This is a genomic window from Nonomuraea muscovyensis (assembly GCF_014207745.1).
In the GTDB taxonomy this organism is placed as follows: domain Bacteria; phylum Actinomycetota; class Actinomycetes; order Streptosporangiales; family Streptosporangiaceae; genus Nonomuraea; species Nonomuraea muscovyensis.
In genome coordinates, this window is sequence record NZ_JACHJB010000002.1 from 1821618 (window position 1) to 1837582 (window position 15965).

The 15965-nt window shown below is 71.7% G+C and carries 16 protein-coding genes; all 16 read right to left on the bottom strand.

The window, feature by feature from the left end; translation table 11 throughout:
* Window positions 1-12 precede the first annotated feature (12 nt).
* Window positions 13-537 (bottom strand): adenine phosphoribosyltransferase, encoded by a 525-nt coding sequence (locus FHU36_RS25185; protein WP_185086328.1) that lies wholly within the window; start codon window positions 535-537, stop codon window positions 13-15.
* A gap of 102 nt (window positions 538-639) precedes the next feature.
* Window positions 640-1620, bottom strand: coding sequence for a protein translocase subunit SecF (gene secF / locus FHU36_RS25190; protein WP_185086329.1), 981 nt, complete (start codon window positions 1618-1620; stop codon window positions 640-642).
* 1 nt (window position 1621) lies between these two features.
* Complete coding sequence (secD, locus tag FHU36_RS25195; RefSeq protein WP_312891799.1) at window positions 1622-3469, bottom strand: protein translocase subunit SecD; 1848 nt, start codon at window positions 3467-3469, stop codon at window positions 1622-1624.
* A gap of 43 nt (window positions 3470-3512) precedes the next feature.
* The gene (gene yajC, locus FHU36_RS44830) at window positions 3513-3923 is read right to left on the bottom strand and encodes a preprotein translocase subunit YajC (protein WP_246502561.1); all 411 of its coding nucleotides are present in this window, start codon (window positions 3921-3923) and stop codon (window positions 3513-3515) included.
* Window positions 3924-4135: 212 nt separating this feature from the next.
* Window positions 4136-5218: a Holliday junction branch migration DNA helicase RuvB gene (gene ruvB / locus FHU36_RS25205; RefSeq protein ID WP_185086330.1), complete on the bottom strand. Its 1083-nt coding sequence runs from the start codon at window positions 5216-5218 to the stop codon at window positions 4136-4138.
* Window positions 5164-5364 carry a hypothetical protein gene (locus tag FHU36_RS25210; RefSeq protein ID WP_185086331.1) on the bottom strand — a complete coding sequence of 67 codons (201 nt, stop codon included), beginning with the start codon at window positions 5362-5364 and terminating at the stop codon, window positions 5164-5166. The genes ruvB and FHU36_RS25210 overlap by 55 nt, the downstream gene beginning before the upstream one ends.
* Window positions 5361-5981, bottom strand: a complete 621-nt coding sequence (ruvA, locus tag FHU36_RS25215) for a Holliday junction branch migration protein RuvA (protein ID WP_185086332.1) — start codon at window positions 5979-5981, stop codon at window positions 5361-5363. The genes FHU36_RS25210 and ruvA overlap by 4 nt, the downstream gene beginning before the upstream one ends.
* A gap of 122 nt (window positions 5982-6103) precedes the next feature.
* Window positions 6104-6682 (bottom strand): crossover junction endodeoxyribonuclease RuvC, encoded by a 579-nt coding sequence (ruvC, locus tag FHU36_RS25220; protein ID WP_185087606.1) that lies wholly within the window; start codon window positions 6680-6682, stop codon window positions 6104-6106.
* Between the two features lie 291 nt (window positions 6683-6973).
* A complete protein-coding gene (locus tag FHU36_RS25225; protein ID WP_312891802.1) occupies window positions 6974-8185 on the bottom strand; it encodes a GNAT family N-acetyltransferase in 1212 nt (403 codons plus the stop codon).
* A gap of 11 nt (window positions 8186-8196) precedes the next feature.
* Window positions 8197-9810 (bottom strand): ABC transporter permease family protein, encoded by a 1614-nt coding sequence (locus FHU36_RS25230; protein ID WP_185086333.1) that lies wholly within the window; start codon window positions 9808-9810, stop codon window positions 8197-8199.
* Window positions 9811-9879: 69 nt separating this feature from the next.
* Entirely contained in the window at window positions 9880-10632 is a 753-nt protein-coding gene (locus FHU36_RS25235) for a YebC/PmpR family DNA-binding transcriptional regulator (protein WP_185086334.1), read from the bottom strand.
* A gap of 4 nt (window positions 10633-10636) precedes the next feature.
* Window positions 10637-11215: a pyridoxal 5'-phosphate synthase glutaminase subunit PdxT gene (pdxT, locus tag FHU36_RS25240; RefSeq protein WP_185086335.1), complete on the bottom strand. Its 579-nt coding sequence runs from the start codon at window positions 11213-11215 to the stop codon at window positions 10637-10639.
* A 95-nt stretch (window positions 11216-11310) separates the two neighbouring features.
* A complete protein-coding gene (locus FHU36_RS25245) occupies window positions 11311-13023 on the bottom strand; it encodes an alkaline phosphatase D family protein (RefSeq protein ID WP_185086336.1) in 1713 nt (570 codons plus the stop codon).
* Between the two features lie 156 nt (window positions 13024-13179).
* On the bottom strand, window positions 13180-14112 hold the full coding sequence (pdxS, locus tag FHU36_RS25250) for a pyridoxal 5'-phosphate synthase lyase subunit PdxS (RefSeq protein WP_185087608.1): 933 nt from the start codon (window positions 14110-14112) through the stop codon (window positions 13180-13182).
* 199 nt (window positions 14113-14311) lie between these two features.
* Entirely contained in the window at window positions 14312-15334 is a 1023-nt protein-coding gene (locus FHU36_RS25255; protein WP_312891803.1) for a DUF3048 domain-containing protein, read from the bottom strand.
* A 63-nt stretch (window positions 15335-15397) separates the two neighbouring features.
* Window positions 15398-15940 carry a hypothetical protein gene (locus tag FHU36_RS25260; protein ID WP_185086337.1) on the bottom strand — a complete coding sequence of 181 codons (543 nt, stop codon included), beginning with the start codon at window positions 15938-15940 and terminating at the stop codon, window positions 15398-15400.
* Window positions 15941-15965: the final 25 nt, after the last annotated feature.

The following is a 15965-nucleotide window of genomic DNA, read 5'->3' on the forward strand; positions in this document are numbered from 1 at the left end:
CGTGGGTCCGGCTCAGACGATCACAAGGGAGCGGACGTCCACTCCCGGCAGGCGCTCGCGCCCCTTGAGGAAGGCCAGCTCCATGAGGATGCCGAGGCCGACCACCTCGGCTCCGGCCCTCCGGACGAGCTCCACGGCCGCCTCGGCCGTGCCGCCCGTGGCGAGCACGTCATCGACGATGAGAACCCGGTCGCCCTTGGTGAAGGCGTCGCGGTGCACCTCGATGGTCGCGGAGCCGTACTCCAGATCGTAGGACTCCTCTAGCGTTTCGGAGGGCAGTTTGCCCTTTTTCCGTACGGGCACGAAACCGGCGCCTGCCCGGTAGGCCACCGGGGCGGCCAGGATGAAGCCCCGTGCCTCGATTCCGACGATCTTGTCGACCGGCTCGCTGCCGGCCAGCGCGTCCACCACGGCCGCGAACACCTCGTGGTCGGCCAGCAGCGGGCTGATGTCCTTGAACAGCACGCCTGGCTTGGGATAGTCGGGCACGTCCCTGATCCGGTCGAGGATCAGCGTGCTCAGGTCACGGTTGGTCACGGCACTCCTTCGGGGTGGTGAGTGGGCGCGCACGCGCGGCGGGGGCGGTCCGGCCCGGACCGCCCCCGCATGAATACACCTTGGGACGCTTGAGGGCGAACGTCAGCCCTTGGCCGCGGCGGCGCTCTTGGCGCCCTTGCCGCTCTGGGAGGCCAGCCGCTTGGCGATGGCCTGGTAGCGCGGCTCCCGCTCCTTGAGGGTGACCAGCAGCGGCGTGGCCACGCACAGCGAGGAGTAGGTGCCGACGATCATGCCGACGAACAGCGACAGCGACAGGTCCTTCAGCGTGCCCGCGCCGAGCACGGTCGTGCCGATGAACAGGATCGCCGCCACGGGCAGGATCGCGACCAGCGAGGTGTTGAGCGACCGGATCAGCGTGTGGTTGAGCGCGTTGTTGGCGGCCATCGAGTAGGTCTGCTTGGACGTGGTGCCCAGCTTGGCCGTGACCTCCTTGATCATGTCGAACACCACGACCGCGTCGTAGAGCGAGTAACCGAGGATGGTCAGGAAGCCCAGCAGGGTCGCCGGGGTGACCTCGAAGCCGGACCAGGCGTAGACGCCGGCCGTGATGACGAGGTCGTGGACGAGCGCCACGATCGCGGCCAGCGCCATCTTCGGCTCGAACGCCATCGACAGGTAGAGGATGATCGCGAGCATGAAGACGCCGAGGCCTATCCAGGCCTTCTGCGACACCTCACCGCCCCAGGACGCGCCGATCGACTGGACGTCGACCTGGTTCACCGGGACGTTGTAGTCCTTGGCGATGGAGTTCTGGACGGCGAGCATGGTGTTCTCGGGCAGGGTCTCGGTGGTGACCCGCCAGCGGTCACCGGCCGTCTGCACGATCGGCTGGTGGACGCCCTGCTCCTGGAAGCCCTCGCGGACCTCCTCGATGGTGGCGGTCGGCGCCTTGAACGAGAAGACCGACCCGCCCTTGAACTCGACGCCGAGGTTGAGCCCGTTGATCAGCAGTCCGGCGAGGGAGATGACGAGGAGGAAGCCCGACAGGCCGTACCAGAGCCTCCACTTGCCGACGAAGTCGACGTCGATCTCGCCTCGGTAGAGGCGACGCCCCAGTCCCATGTCAGGCCTCCTGCGGGGTGGTCGGGCGGCTCGAGCCGGTGGGGTGAGCGCTCATGCGTTCGGCGTCGATGCCGGACAGCGGGTGTCCCTTGGCGAAGAACTTCAGCCTGGCCAGCAGCGCGATGAACGGCTTGGTGAACATGAACACCACCACGATGTCGATCAGCGTGGTCAGGCCCATGGCGAACGCGAACCCGGCGACACCGCCCACCGCGAGGGCGTAGAGCACGACCGCGGCGATGAACATGACGGCGTCGGCGATCAGGATCGTGCGCCGGGCGCGGACCCAGGCCACCTCGACGGCCGCGCGGAGCGTCCGCCGGCCTTCCTTCATCTCGTCGCGGATGCGCTCGAAGTACACGATGAAGGAGTCGGCGGTGATGCCGATCGAGACCACCAGGCCGATGATGTGCGGCAGCGACAGCCGGAAACCGGCGTTGTGGCCCAGCACGACGACGGCCAGGTAGGTGAGGATCGAGGCGACGACGAGGCTCAGCACGGCCACGATGCCCAGGCCGCGGTAGTAGAGCAGGCAGTAGACGACCACGAGCGCCAGACCGATGATGCCGGAGATCAGGCCGCCCATCAGCTGGTCCTGGCCCAGCGTGGAGGAGACGGTGTCGATCGAGCTGCGCTCGAACTTCAGCGGCAGCGCGCCGTACTTGAGCTGCTCGGCCAGTTCGGTGGCGCTCTTCTGGTTGAAGCCGCCGGTGATCTCGGCCCGGCCGCCCGGGATCGGGCTGATGATGTTGGGGGCGGTGATCACGACGCCGTCGAGGACGACGGCCACCTTGTTGCGGGGCTCCGGCGAGTTGAAGGCGGCGGAGGTGAGCTTGCTCCACTCGCCCGCGCCCTTGCTCTTGAAGTCGAGCTGGACGACCCACTCGGTGCTGCCCTGACGCACGCCGGCCGAGGCGGTGTCGATGTCGGTGCCGACGACCTTGGCCACGTCGAGCACGTACTTGAAGCTGCCGTCACTCTCACAACCGGCGTACTGCTTGTTGGGGTCGTCCTGGACGCCCTGGCCGCGGTTCTTGGGGTCGGCGCAGTCGAGGCTGTTGAACTGCTTCAGCACGGCGGGGTCGATGCCCTTGGTGTTGACGCCGGAATCCTGCTGCGGCTGCGTGGCCGTGGGGCTCGGGGTGGGGCTGGCCTTGGGGTCCTGGCCCTTCTTCTGCACCTGCTGCTGGTCGTTCTGCTGGCGGTCGGACTGCTGCTTGGCGTCCGACTGGCCGTCCTTCTGGGCGCGGGTGGCCGTCGGCGTGGGATCGGGGGCCTGCGCCGTGAGCGCCGACGACAGGGCCTTGCCCGTCGGGGAGGCGCTGGGCGTGCCCGCCGCGGGTGACCGGGGGCTCGAGGGCTCCGACCTGGCCGACTTCGACGGCGAGGCCGTCGGCTCGGGCGACGCGCTGCCCGACGGGGCGGCGCTGGGCGTCGCGGGCTGGGTGGTGAGCTCCTGCGGGAGTTGCGTGGCCTCCATGGCGAGCACCTGGCGGAAGCGCAGCTCCGCCGTGGTCGCGACCAGCTTGATGGCCTCGCTCTGCCCGACGCCCGGGATGGAGATGATGATGTTGTCGCCTGACTTGGCGACCTCCGCGTCGGAGATGCCGGTGCCGTTGACCCGGTCGCGGATGATGTTGACCGCGCGGTCCAGGATCTCCTCGGGGGGAGCCGCACCGTTCTGAGTCACGGGTGAGAGGGTCACCGTCGTGCCGCCGGCGAGGTCGAGTCCCAGCTTCGGCGTGAACGCCTTCTGCAGGAACATCGTCCCGCCCAGGGCGAGGATGAGCGCCAGGAGCAGCAGGAGCGTTCGCCCCGGCTTACTGTGGCTGCTGGTCGGTCGGGCCACTGGTCGTCTGTTCTTTCGGATAGAGGTTTGTCGCAGAGCCTAGTCAGGACTTCCTGGTGTCGTGTCCGTCGTTGCGCTCCGCGGTGTCGTCGTCCTTGCCACCGATCTCACCGGCCGCGGGCCGGTCCGTGCTGTCGTCGGCGGTCTCGCCGGCGGTGCTCGCGACAGTGTCGTCGGCGTCGGCCACGGGGTCGCCCGGCGTCACCACACGGCCGATCGCGGCCTTGACCCAGCGGGTCTCCACGCCCGGGGCGATCTCGAGGATCACGTCCTCGTTGTCAACGACGACCACGGTCGCGAACAGGCCGGTCGTGGTCATCACCCGGGTGCCGGGAGTGAGGTTGCTCTGCATCTTGAGCGCCTCCTGCTGCCGCTTGCGCTGCGGGCGGATCAGCAGGAAGTAGAACACCACCACGAGAAGAATCAGCGGCAGGATACTTCCGAGTTGCTCCATGAGAGGCGACCTTCCATAGTCGTTCAAGAGGTTGACACCGGCCTCGCGCCGGAAATTCCACGCGTAGCGTCGGGGCCGCGCCGCTCAGCCCATCAGCCTACACAGCCAGCCAAGCCACGGAGTGTAGGCGCTTGTTGCGAAACGCGGCAACGAGGCAGCGTTTCGGCGCGCGGAGAAGTTCCCTATTCGAAACGGTTGCAACCGTTTTGTAATCAGTCGAAATGCGCCGCTCCGAACGCGTCGGGGGGCGGCTTCATACCGAGGTGGTGCCAGGCCGCCGCGGTGGCGACCCGGCCGCGCGGGGTCCTGGCCAGCAGGCCCTGCCGGACGAGGAACGGCTCGGCGACCACCTCGACCGTCTCCGGCTCCTCCCCCACGGCCACGGCGAGGGTCGACAGGCCCACGGGGCCGCCGCCGAACTTGCGCAGAAGCACGCCGAGCACCGCCCGGTCGAGCCGGTCCAGCCCTTCGGCGTCGACCTCGTACAGGTCGAGCGCGGCGGAGGCGATGTCCCGATCGATGAGCCCGCCGGCGCGGACGTCGGCGAAGTCGCGCACCCGGCGCAGCAGCCGGTTGGCGATGCGCGGTGTGCCGCGCGAGCGCCGGGCGATCTCGTGGGCGCCCTCGCCGGGCAGCGTCACGCCGAGCAGCGTGGCCGACCTGCGAAGCACCTGCTCCAGCTCCGCCACCTCGTAGAAGTCCATGTGGGCGGTGAAGCCGAAGCGGTCGCGCAGCGGCGCGGGCAGCAGCCCGGCGCGCGTGGTGGCGCCGACGAGGGTGAACGGCGCGATGTCGAGCGGGATGGCGGTGGCGCCGGGGCCCTTGCCGACGACGATGTCGACGCGGAAGTCCTCCATGGCGAGGTAGAGCATCTCCTCGGCGGGGCGGGCCATCCGGTGGATCTCGTCGATGAACAGCACCTCGCCCTCGGCGAGGGTGGACAGGATCGCGGCGAGGTCGCCGGCCCGTTCGAGGGCGGGACCCGAGGTGATGCGCAGGGGGGCGTTCAGCTCCACCGCGATGATCATGGCCAGGGTCGTCTTGCCGAGCCCGGGCGAGCCGCTCATCAGCACGTGGTCGGGCGGGCGGTTGCGCCGCATGGCGCTCTCCAGCACCAGCGAGAGCTGCTCGCGGACCCGGCCCTGGCCGATGAACTCGCTCAGCCGCTTCGGCCGCAGCGCCGCCTCGATCTGCAGCTCGTCGCCCTCGGCGTCGGGGGACACGAGATCGCGCTCCAGGCTCACGCCTCCTCCTTCCGCGCGTCCTCGCGGGCGTCCTCGCGGGCGCGCCGCCATCTGTCCGCCGCGCCCGGGTGGCGGCGCGCGGGCCCTGCGAGCGTACGGCACTCCGGCGCCTGGCGGGTGCGGCGGCGCCCGCCGCCCGGCGCGCCGGACAGGGCGCCCCAGGAGGCGACCGGCAGGACGCCGCGCGGGGCGGTCATCGGGCGCTGAGTGAGCGGAGGGCGGCCTTGAGGAGGGCGGCCACCTGCGGGGAGCGGCCGGCGACCAGGTCGGCGTCGGCCTCGTGCTCGACGGCGGCGACGGCCTCGTCGGCGTCCTTGGCGGAGTAGCCGAGACCCACGAGGCCCGAGTGCACCTGCTCGCGCCAGGGCGCCGTCCCGCGGTCGCCGTTGAGCGCGGCGTCGACGGCCGTGGCGGGGGTGCCGAGGCGGTCCTTGAGCTCCAGGACGATGCGCTGGGCGCCCTTCTGGCCGATGCCGGGCACCTTGGTGAGGGCCTTGAGGTCGGCGGCGGCCACGGCGACGCGCAGCGCGTGGGGCGTGTGGACGGCGAGCATGGCCAGGGCCAGCTTGGGGCCGACGCCGCTGGCGCTCTGCAGCAGCTCGAAGACGGCCCGCTCGTCGTCGGTGGCGAACCCGTACAGCGTGAGGGACTCCTCGCGGACCACGAGCGACGTGGCCAGGCGCGCTTCCTCGCCGACCTTGAGCCTGGCGAGCGTGCCGGGGGTGCAGTGGGTGAGGATGCCGACCCCGCCGACCTCGATCACCGCGCCGTCGGGAGCGACGGCCGCCACCCGCCCGGCCACCGAAGCGATCACAGCGTCATGTCCTTCCAGGTGAGAGGTACGGCCACAGTCTCACGTCCCCTTCCGTGCGATGCCGTCACGGCGCGGCCCTCCCAGCCTGGCACGTGCTCGCGGGGCGCGGCGACCACGTCGGGTCACGGCCTTCGGGCGGCACGGGCTCCGCTTCCGTGTCCTGGCGGCGGTGTGCCGGTCCTGGCCCGGGCCTTGGCGGCGGCGACGGCCTCGGCGAGGCGGTGTTGCGGGCCACCCCGCCAGACGTGGCAGATGGCGAGGGCGAGGGCGTCGGCGGCGTCGGCGGGCTTGGGCATCTCGCTGAGTCGCAGCAGCCGGGTCACCATGGCGCCGATCTGCTTCTTGTCGGCGGTGCCGCTGCCGGTGATGGCGGCCTTGACCTCCGAGGGGGTGTGCAGGGCGACGGGCAGGCCGCGACGGGCGGCGCACAGGACGGCGATGCCGGCGGCCTGGGCGGTGCCCATGACGGTGCGGACGTTGTGCTGGCTGAAGACCCGCTCGACGGCCACGGCGTCGGGACGCACCTCGTCCAGCCACCGCTCGATGCCGGCCTCGATGCCCACCAACCGGGTGCCCAGGTCCTCGTCGGCGCCCGTACGGACCACGCCGACGGCGACCAGCGACAGCGGCGCGCCGGGACGGCCCTCGACCGCCCCCACCCCGCATCGGGTCAGCCCCGGATCGACGCCCATCACCCGCACCCGTCCGCCTCCCGCCAGGCCAGCCATCACCGCACGTCGTCCGGGCGCGGGGTCGCCCGCGGCGGGCCGGCGGCGTCACCGGCACCGGCACCGGTGTCGCCACCGCGCCGAACATGTGTTCGGCACGAGACTCTACCCCGGCCGGAGGGGGCCGCGCATCGCGAAACGCCCGCCGTTTCTGGCCGGACGCCGTGTCACCGCCACGACGTCACAGGCGGCGCGGAAGGGCGGACGGCGGCTCGGGCGGGCGGATCGCGGCGAGGATGGCGACCTGGGGTGGCCGGGGCGGGGTCAGAAGTAGTCCAGCATGTACGGCCGGGCGGCGAAGGTCGTGTCGAGGGCCTCGTCGTGGCGGTCGTCCCCCGACAGGAGGCCGCTACGGCGCAGCGTGGCTGTGGGGATGCCCGCGTACAGGGCCGAGAGGCCGTTGATCGTGAGCCTGGGGCCCCCGGAGGGCATCGCGGGGGCCGGAGACCCGGAGCCGTCCCCCGGGCCGTCAGCGGCCGGTGTGGCGGCCCCCAGGAGGGTGGCGGCGCCCTGGCCCCCCGAGACGCGCAGCCGCCACCGGCCGGTGTTGCCCGGCCGCAGGGGGTCGTCGACGTCGAGCGTCGCGTCGAGGGCGACCCCTGCCGGGTAGCCCCTGCGCGCCACGGCCGCCGCCAGGTCGATCACCCGGAACATCCACCGGATGTCCGTGGCCTTCTCCTTCGAGCGTTCGCGGGTCAGCCACAGCACCGGGTCGTCCGGCGCGACGGGGGCGGTGACGTGCTCGGCGATCGAGGAGGAGGAGCCGACCAGCGACCACAGCGCGCGGGCGGTCCGCTCGGAGCCGGCCACGAGGTTGGCGACACGGATGTCGCCGTCGTCCCACCGGTAGACGACGTAGCCGTCTTCGGCGAGGTAGAGGAAGTCGTCCTCCTCGGCGAGCCACAGGGCCCAGGTGCGCTCGTCCCAGGAGATGGGGCCGGAGGCGCGGGCGGCGCCGTGGACACGGTGCAGGACGGAGACGACCTCGGCCGCGTCGGCGGGGCCCATCCGGCGCAGCCGCACCGGGCCGGACGGGCGGATGGAGCGCAGCGCCTCGGCGCGCAGGACCATCAGGTGCTGGGCGCCGGCGTGCTCGTAGCCCGTCGCGCGGTAGACGGGGGTGGTGGCCGGATACAGCGCCGAGACGGCGTCGCCCAGCTCGGCGGCGCGGTCGACGACCGCGCGCATGAGCCGGGTGCCGACGCCCCTGCCGCGGTCCTCGGGGTTGACCGTGACCCCGGCGACGCCCGCCATCGGCTGCGGCCTGCCGTGCCACCACTGGGTGAACGCGCGCACGCGGGCGCCGGCGGCCAGCCGGTCGCCGTCGAACACGCCGAGGTAGCGGCCCTCGGCCATCACGGGGCCCACGGCCTTGCGCCACTTGTCCGCGTCCGCGGCGGAGACGGGGCCGAACGACCGTCTGCGCAGGTCGAGGATGGCGTCGGTGTCGTCGGGGGTCAGGTCACGAATGTCCACAGTGGGACAACCTACGCAGGAGTCGCCGGGATGGGCCAACGACTTTCGCCTCCCACGGTGAGCGTCAGCCGGTCGAGGTAGAGGAGCTGGGCCGCGACCACGGCGAGCAGGGCGATCACCACGACGGGCAGCGGGGTGGTCAGCGCGGCGTCGACCGCGGTCCGGCCGAACTGGGTGAGCTGGAGCATCTGGGCGACGGGCGCGGTGGCCAGCCCGCGGTCGTGGGTAACCAGCAGGGGCCACAGGACGTCCTGGGCGTTGACGAGGGTGACCGCGCCGGTCAGGACGCCGGCCATGGGCAGCGACGGCAGGACCACCCCGCCGAGGAGGTCGCGGTCGGTCCGCTCGGCCAGGCCCTTGCACAGCAGCGTCAGCACGAGCAGTGCCGGGACGCTGACGAGGAACGGCTGGACGAGCACGGCGAAGGTGTCGAGGAGGCGCATCCCGCGGAAGTTGCTCCAGCCGGCGACGCTGAGCGGGCCGACGCCCACGAACAGCCAGGGGGCGAACGGCAGCAACAGCCACTCGCTACGGCGGCCGAGCGGGCGCAGGCCGCCGATGCCGAGGGCGGCGAGGTAGGCGGTGCCCACGGAGACGACGGCGCCGGCCAGGGCGGGCACCCACGTGTTGACCTGGGTGCGCAACCCGGTCCCCGTGGACTCGGCGGGCTCGGTGAGTGCCGACAGCCAGGGCCAGGTGAGCACCAGGGTGACCGCGACGGTGACCACCAGGGCCGCCGCGCCCGCCGCCACCGCGACCGGCGAGCCGCCCTTCGCGGCACTTCCGGCCGCGCGCGGAGTGATCGACAGGCGCATGCGGGTCGCCACCGCGACGATCGTGGCGGCCACCCCCAGGACCCCCAGCACGAGCCCGGTGACCGTGGCCACCGTGGCGCCCATACCGGGCTGCGCCATGACGAACCCGTAGTCGTACTGCAGCCCGGCCGGCGTCTGGGTGGCTGCGCGCGGGCCGCCGCGGGTCAGCGCGACGCCGATGGTGAACGCCTGCAGCCCGGCGGCCAGCATGGCGAGCACGACGACGCCCGCGACCGCCAGGACGGCCGGGCCCGGGGTGCCGCCGCGCAGCGCCGGCAGGAACGCCGTCACCGCCAGGGCGCACACCACGCCGAACGTCGCCGCCGCGATGATGAGCCGCAGCGCGCCCGGGGCCGTGGCGGGATCGCCCAGCGACCTGACCAGCGACACCAGCCCCGTCTCGGCGGGCCGCAGCCCGCGCAGCCAGGAGGCGGCCACGGCCGTGGGCGAGAACACGATCAGCGACAGCCACAGCACGACGACGCCCGCGCGGCGGACGAGCCCGCCCGCCCGGTCGAGGGCGAGGGCCAGCAGCGGGCCGGCGACCAGCGCCACGAGCAGTGGCAGGAGCACCAGCGACAGCGAGAAGCCCAGTGCGGCCCAGAACGGGCCTCCGTCGCCGAGGACGCGACCGTAGTTGTCGAAGCCCGCGGGGGTGCCCGGGGTCAGTGCCCCGCCCGATTCGAAGCTGAGCAGGACCGTCTGGACGCTGGGCAGCACCAGGGAGATCAGCATGCCCACGACGGCGGGCATGAGGAGCAGCCAGCCGAGCGCGGGGGACGGGGGTCGAGGAGGGATGGGGGAGATCACGTCGCCCGACCCTACGCGGCCTGCCGCCACCCTGCCACGGAACAATCATCTGTTGCCGTGACGTGTCGCTCAGGCGTCGAGCTTCTCCATGACCTCGTCGGAGACGTCGAAGTTGGCCCAGACGTTCTGCACGTCGTCGCTGTCCTCCAGCGCCTCGATGAGCCTGAACACCTTGCGCGCGCCGTCCTCGTCGAGCGGCACGCTCATCGTGGGCAGGAAGCTGGACTCGGCCGAGTCGTAGTCGATGCCCGCGTCCTGCAGCGCCTTGCGCACCGGCACCAGGTCGCCGGCCTCGCAGACGACCTCGAAGCCGTCACCGAGGTCGTTGACCTCCTCGGCGCCCGCGTCGAGGACGGCCATGAGCACGGTGTCCTCGTCGAGGCCGTTCTTCGGCACGATGACGACGCCCTTGCGGTTGAACATGTAGGACACCGAGCCGGGGTCGGCCAGCGAGCCGCCGTTGCGGGTCAGCGCGACGCGCACCTCGGAGGCGGCGCGGTTGCGGTTGTCGGTGAGGCACTCGATGAGCACCGCGACGCCGCCGGGGGCGTAGCCCTCGTACATGATGGTCTGGTATTCGGCGCCGCCGGCCTCCAGGCCGCCGCCCCGCTTGCGCGCCCGCTCGATGTTGTCGTTGGGCACGGAGTTCTTCTTCGCCTTGTAGATGGCGTCGAAGAGCGTCGGGTTGGCATCGGGGTCGGGGCCACCGGTCCTGGCCGCCACTTCGATGTTCTTGATGAGCTTCGCGAACAACTTGCCGCGTTTGGCGTCGAGCGCGGCCTTCTTGTGCTTCGTCGTCGCCCATTTGGAGTGGCCGGACATTAACCTAGAGCTCCCTCAGCATGTCTACGAAGTAACGGTGCACGCGCGCGTCCCCGGTCAGCTCGGGATGGAACGACGTCGCGAGCAGTGGCCCCTGGCGGACCGCGACGATCCTATCCCCAGGCTCGGCCCTGCCCAGCACTTCGACGTCCGCGCCGACGGACTCGACCCAGGGGGCGCGGATGAAAACGGCGTGCACCCGCTCTCCCGCGAAGTCGAGGTCGGACTCGAAGGAGTCGACCTGGCGGCCGAAGGCGTTGCGCCTGACGACCATGTCGATGCCGCCGATGGTCTGCTGGCCGTCGATGCCGTCCTCGATCCGGTCGGCCAGCATGATCATGCCGGCGCAGGAGCCGTAGGCGGGCATGCCCTCCTTGACGCGCAGGCGCAGCGGCTCCAGCAGCTCGAAGGTCTCGGCGAGCTTCCACATGGTGGTCGACTCGCCGCCGGGGATGACCAGCCCGTCGACCGCCTCCAGCTCGGCCGGCCTGCGCACGGCGACGGCCGTCGCGCCCGCCTCCTGGAGCATGCGCGCGTGCTCGCGCACGTCGCCCTGGAGCGCGAGTACACCGATCGTGGGCACGGTGATCCTTCCGTTCTGGTGCCGGGTCGCCGACCATTCAACACCAGAACGGCCCGTCGTCTTCCTTCAGGTGCCCCAAGACGCCGGGTGAGGGGTCAGGGGCGTTCGGTCTCCAGGCGGACGGTGTCCTCGGCCGTTACGCCGGGCAGGGCGCGCAGCGCGGGGTCGAGCGGGCGCAGGTACGTCTGCTGGACGCCCGGCACCCGGTCCTCGATCACGTACGTGGCCCGGGTGTGGACGCCGGAGCCGGGCGTCCGCACCTGGGGCACCACCTTGAAGTCGGCGGTGAGCCGGTCGCGGTCGATGGTCGTCAGGACGTAGCCGCGCTGGTTGTTGTAGAACCTCAGGTGCGGGTTGATCTTCAGGAAGGGGTGCGCCGCCGGGTCGGAGTCGGCGCCGTCGCCGCCGGTCGAGATGGACGTGGTGACCAGCTCGGAGCCGACCGTGGGGCCGGTGGGGTCGTCGTAGTCGAGTTTGAGGTCGGCGGCCCAGTTGGCGTGCACGTCGCCGGTTAGCACGACGGGGTTGCGTACCCCGGCGTCGAGCCAGCCCTGGGTGATGCGGTGGCGGGAGGCGGTGTAGCCGTCCCAGGCGTCCTGGCTGGTGACCTTGGCGGGTCCGGCGTTGTTGTCGCGCTGGGCGAAGAAGACCTGCTGGCCGAGGATGTCCCACTGGGCCCGGGAGTGGCGGAAGCCGTCGAGCAGCCACGCCTCCTGCTCGGCCCCGGTGATGGACCGGGCCGGGTCGACGGCGGCCGGGCAGTCGCGGTAGCCGTCGCCGCAGCCCTGGTCGTCGCGGTACTGGCGGGTGTCGAGCATGTGGAAGGTGGCCATCCTGCCCCACCGCACGCGCCGGTAGAGCTGCATGTCGATGCCGCGCGGGATGGAGGTGCGGCGCAGCGGCATGTTCTCGTAGTAGGCCCGGAAGGCGGCCTCGCGGCGGGACAGGAAGCCCGGCTGCGGCACCTGGGGCTTCTCGGGCACCTCGTCGGCCCAGTTGTTGTCGAGCTCGTGGTCGTCCCAGACGACCAGCCACGGCGCGGCGGCGTGCGCGGCCTGCAGGTCGGGGTCGGTCTTGTACTGGGCGTGGCGCTGGCGGTAGCCGGCGAGGGTCTCGGTCTCGGGGCCCTCGTGGTGGCGGACGTTGCCGCCGGGGATGGTGTAGGTGTTCTTCGTGTACTCGTACTGGTAGTCGCCCAGGTGGAGCACCAGGTCGGGGTGGTCCTCGGCGAGCCTGCGGTAGGAGGTGAAGTAGCCGTGCTCGTACTGGGCGCAGGAGACGAACGCCATCGACAGCGCCCCGCCGTAGGACAGGGGGTGCGGCGCGGTCCTGGCGCGGCCGAGGGGCGACAGGTACGGGCCGACGCGGAAGCGGTACCAGTAGTCGCGGTCGGAGCTCAGGTCGCCCACCTCGACGTGCACGCTGTGGCCCCATTCGGGGGCGGCGACGGCCACGCCGGCGCGGACCACGCGGCGGGCGCGCTCGTCGGCGTAGACCTGCCACTGGACGGCGAACGGGCGCTGCGGCATGCCGCCGAGGCCGTCCTCGGCGAGCGGCTGCTGGGCGAGCCTCGTCCAGAGCACGAAACCGCCGTGGTCGGGGTCTCCCGAGGCGACGCCGAGCGTGAAGGGGTCGGTGCGCAGGCCGCGCGAGGCCAGGCTGCGCGCCGTCTCGGCCGCGGGATCGACGGTGGGACCGGGGGTGGGGCCAGGGGTGGGATCGGCGTGCGCGGCGGTGGCGGGGACGGCCGCGGCGGCGCCTGCGGCTAAGCCGGTGACGAGGAAGTGCCGCCGGTTGAACTGCGTCATGGGGGGCTCCTGGGGCGAGGGAGAGGATCGTTCCGTAGCGTGACGGAACTCCATGACACACCGGTGAACGCCATCTGACACGAAAAAGGCGACATCCTTCGCGGATATCGCCTTTTTCGGTATTTCTTGCCAGATGTCACGCCGGAAGGCGGACGGCTACCAGCCGCGCTCGGCGAGGCGGTGCGGCTGCGGGATCTCGTCGACGTTGATGCCGACCATGGCCTCGCCCAGGCCGCGGGAGACCTTGGCGATGACGTCGGGGTCGTCGTGGAACGTGGTGGCCTTGACGATGGCGGCGGCGCGCTTGGCCGGGTCGCCCGACTTGAAGATGCCGGAGCCGACGAAGACGCCCTCGGCGCCGAGCTGCATCATCATCGCGGCGTCGGCCGGGGTGGCGATGCCACCGGCGGTGAAGAGCACGACGGGCAGCTTGCCGCTCCTGGCGACCTCGGCCACCAGCTCGTACGGCGCCTGCAGCTCCTTGGCCGCGACGTACAGCTCGTCCTCGGGCAGCGAGGCGAGGCGCTTGAGCTCGCCGCGGATCGTGCGCATGTGGGTGACGGCGTTGGAGACGTCGCCGGTGCCGGCCTCACCCTTGGAGCGGATCATGGCCGCGCCCTCGGTGATGCGGCGCAGGGCCTCGCCGAGGTTGGTTGCGCCGCAGACGAAGGGCACGGTGAACTGCCACTTGTCGATGTGGTTGGCGTAGTCGGCCGGGGTGAGCACCTCGGACTCGTCGATGTAGTCGACGCCGAGCGACTGCAGCACCTGGGCCTCGACGAAGTGGCCGATGCGGGCCTTGGCCATGACGGGGATGGAGACGGCGGCGACGATGCCGTCGATCATGTCGGGGTCGCTCATCCGGGAGACGCCGCCCTGCGCGCGGATGTCGGCGGGCACGCGCTCCAGGGCCATGACGGCGACGGCGCCGGCGTCTTCGGCGATCTTGGCCTGCTCGGGGGTGACGACGTCCATGATGACGCCGCCCTTGAGCATCTCGGCCATGCCGCGCTTGACACGGGCCGTACCGGTGACGGCGCCCGGCGCGGGGGTGGTGGTGGACGTGGCTTCGGGCGTGCTGCTGGACACGGTCTTCCTCACGAACTCATCGGTCGAGCCTCCGCACCCGCATCCCGCCTCGTCGCGGACGCCGTCGCGTCGCACGGGCGGGTGGCCGGTCCGGCTGCCTCTCCTCCGGCATGCTGTCAGTTACCAACCCCATGGTAGGTCCTGAGCAACCTTTCCCCCGACATACCACGATGTCATGATTCCTTGGGGTTTTTGTACGTCACGGAGTGACGGGCGTGCGGCTGGCGAGCGCCACCCAGACCTGGCCGGGCGCGAAGTTCATCGGCTCGCCGTCCGCGGTGGTGAAGGTGGTGCCGCTCTCCTCCGACCTGCGCTCCCAGCGGGCCTTGTAGGCCTTGCCGTCGCGCAGCACGATCGCCGAGCCCTTGCCCACGGTGCGCACGAGCGGCGTGTAGCTCTGGTTCTTGTCGTGGAACTGGGAGCGCTCGGTCTTGGTGTACTGCACCACGATGGTGGGCGCGCCGAGCTGGCCACCCTCGGCGGCCATGTCCTTCTTGCCGTCCTGCCAGATGAGCCACTGCTTCTTCGCCGCCGACCAGGCGAAGGTGAAGCGCGCGGCGGGCCATTTGACCGTGTACGACGTGCGCTCGACGCCACCCTCGGCCGGGGCGTCGCCGAAGGTGAAGCCGATGTCCTTGGCCTTGCTCGCCTTGGGCGCCCCGGCCAGCAGCCGCTTGGTGTTGGCGAACAGGTTGTACGGGGCGACCCGGCCCGGCTGGCGGAAGTAGGCGCCCGGGACCCGGCTGTCGGACACGTCGAACAGCGACGCCTGGGCGATGAACGGCAGCATCTTGGTCTGCGCGCCGGAGTAGGCGAAGGCGGGCTTGCCGAACTGCGGCGCGAGGTGCAGGTCGGAGATGCGGGCGCTGCGGACCGGGCCGATCTTGGCCGGGATCTTGGACGAGAAGACCGCGATCAACCGGGTCAGGCCGGCCTCGACCTGCGTGACGTAGACGATGTCCGCGCTCTTGAGCCCGAGCTGCGGCTTGCCCGCCGCGGTGTTCTCGATCTTGGCCGTGAGGACCGGCCTGAGCGGCGCTCCCGGCTTGCCGGTGAACGGGTGGGGCTCGCCCGCCGGCGTCTCCTGCTCGGTGGGGGTGGGCGCCGCGGTGGCGGCCTGCGGGGCCTGGCCCGCGGCGGGCTCCTCTGACGAGCACGCCGCCGCGGGCAGCAGCACGGACGCTCCGGCAAGCGTCACGGCGATCATCCGGGGTAGGCGCACCTGAACAACTCCTCAGCTTTCAGCCCAGAAACGGAAGAAGCTTACCGGTCTGGCCAAATGAGGTCATTCGGTTGCCATTGCCGCTGGTGGATCGTCGTCGATCTCGAAGAAGCTCGGGTACTCCGTGTGCCCGGCCAGGCGCAGGGTGCGGGCCAGCCAGCGCCGCTGGGCCGTACGGGTGACCCCCACGGAGTTGTTGTAGAAGCGCCGGGAGTAGACGACCTTGGCCACGGCCGCGTCCAGCTCCTCCAGCAGGTCCTTGCCGCCCGGCGCCTCCGCCAGCCTCTCGCGGAAGCGCTCCTGGTCGACGGCGGCGCGCAGGGCGCGCGACAGGTCGCTCTCGGCGTGCTCGCGCTCCTCCGGCCCGGCGATCCTGGCCTCGTGGGCCGCCGCGGCGAGGACGAGCGAGGTCGCCGGGTCGAGCAGGCGGGAGCCGGCCAGTTCGAGCACCACGGCCCGGCGGCGCATCAGCGCGGCCTCCAGCGACTCGCCGGCCAGCTCCAGCCGGATGTGCAGCCGGTCCAGCCGACCGGCCCGCCAGGAGACGTACACGGCCAGGAGCACCATGACGATGCCCACGACGAGGATGATCAGGGTGGACGTCACAGGATCCCCTCCGGAAGGCGCGCAC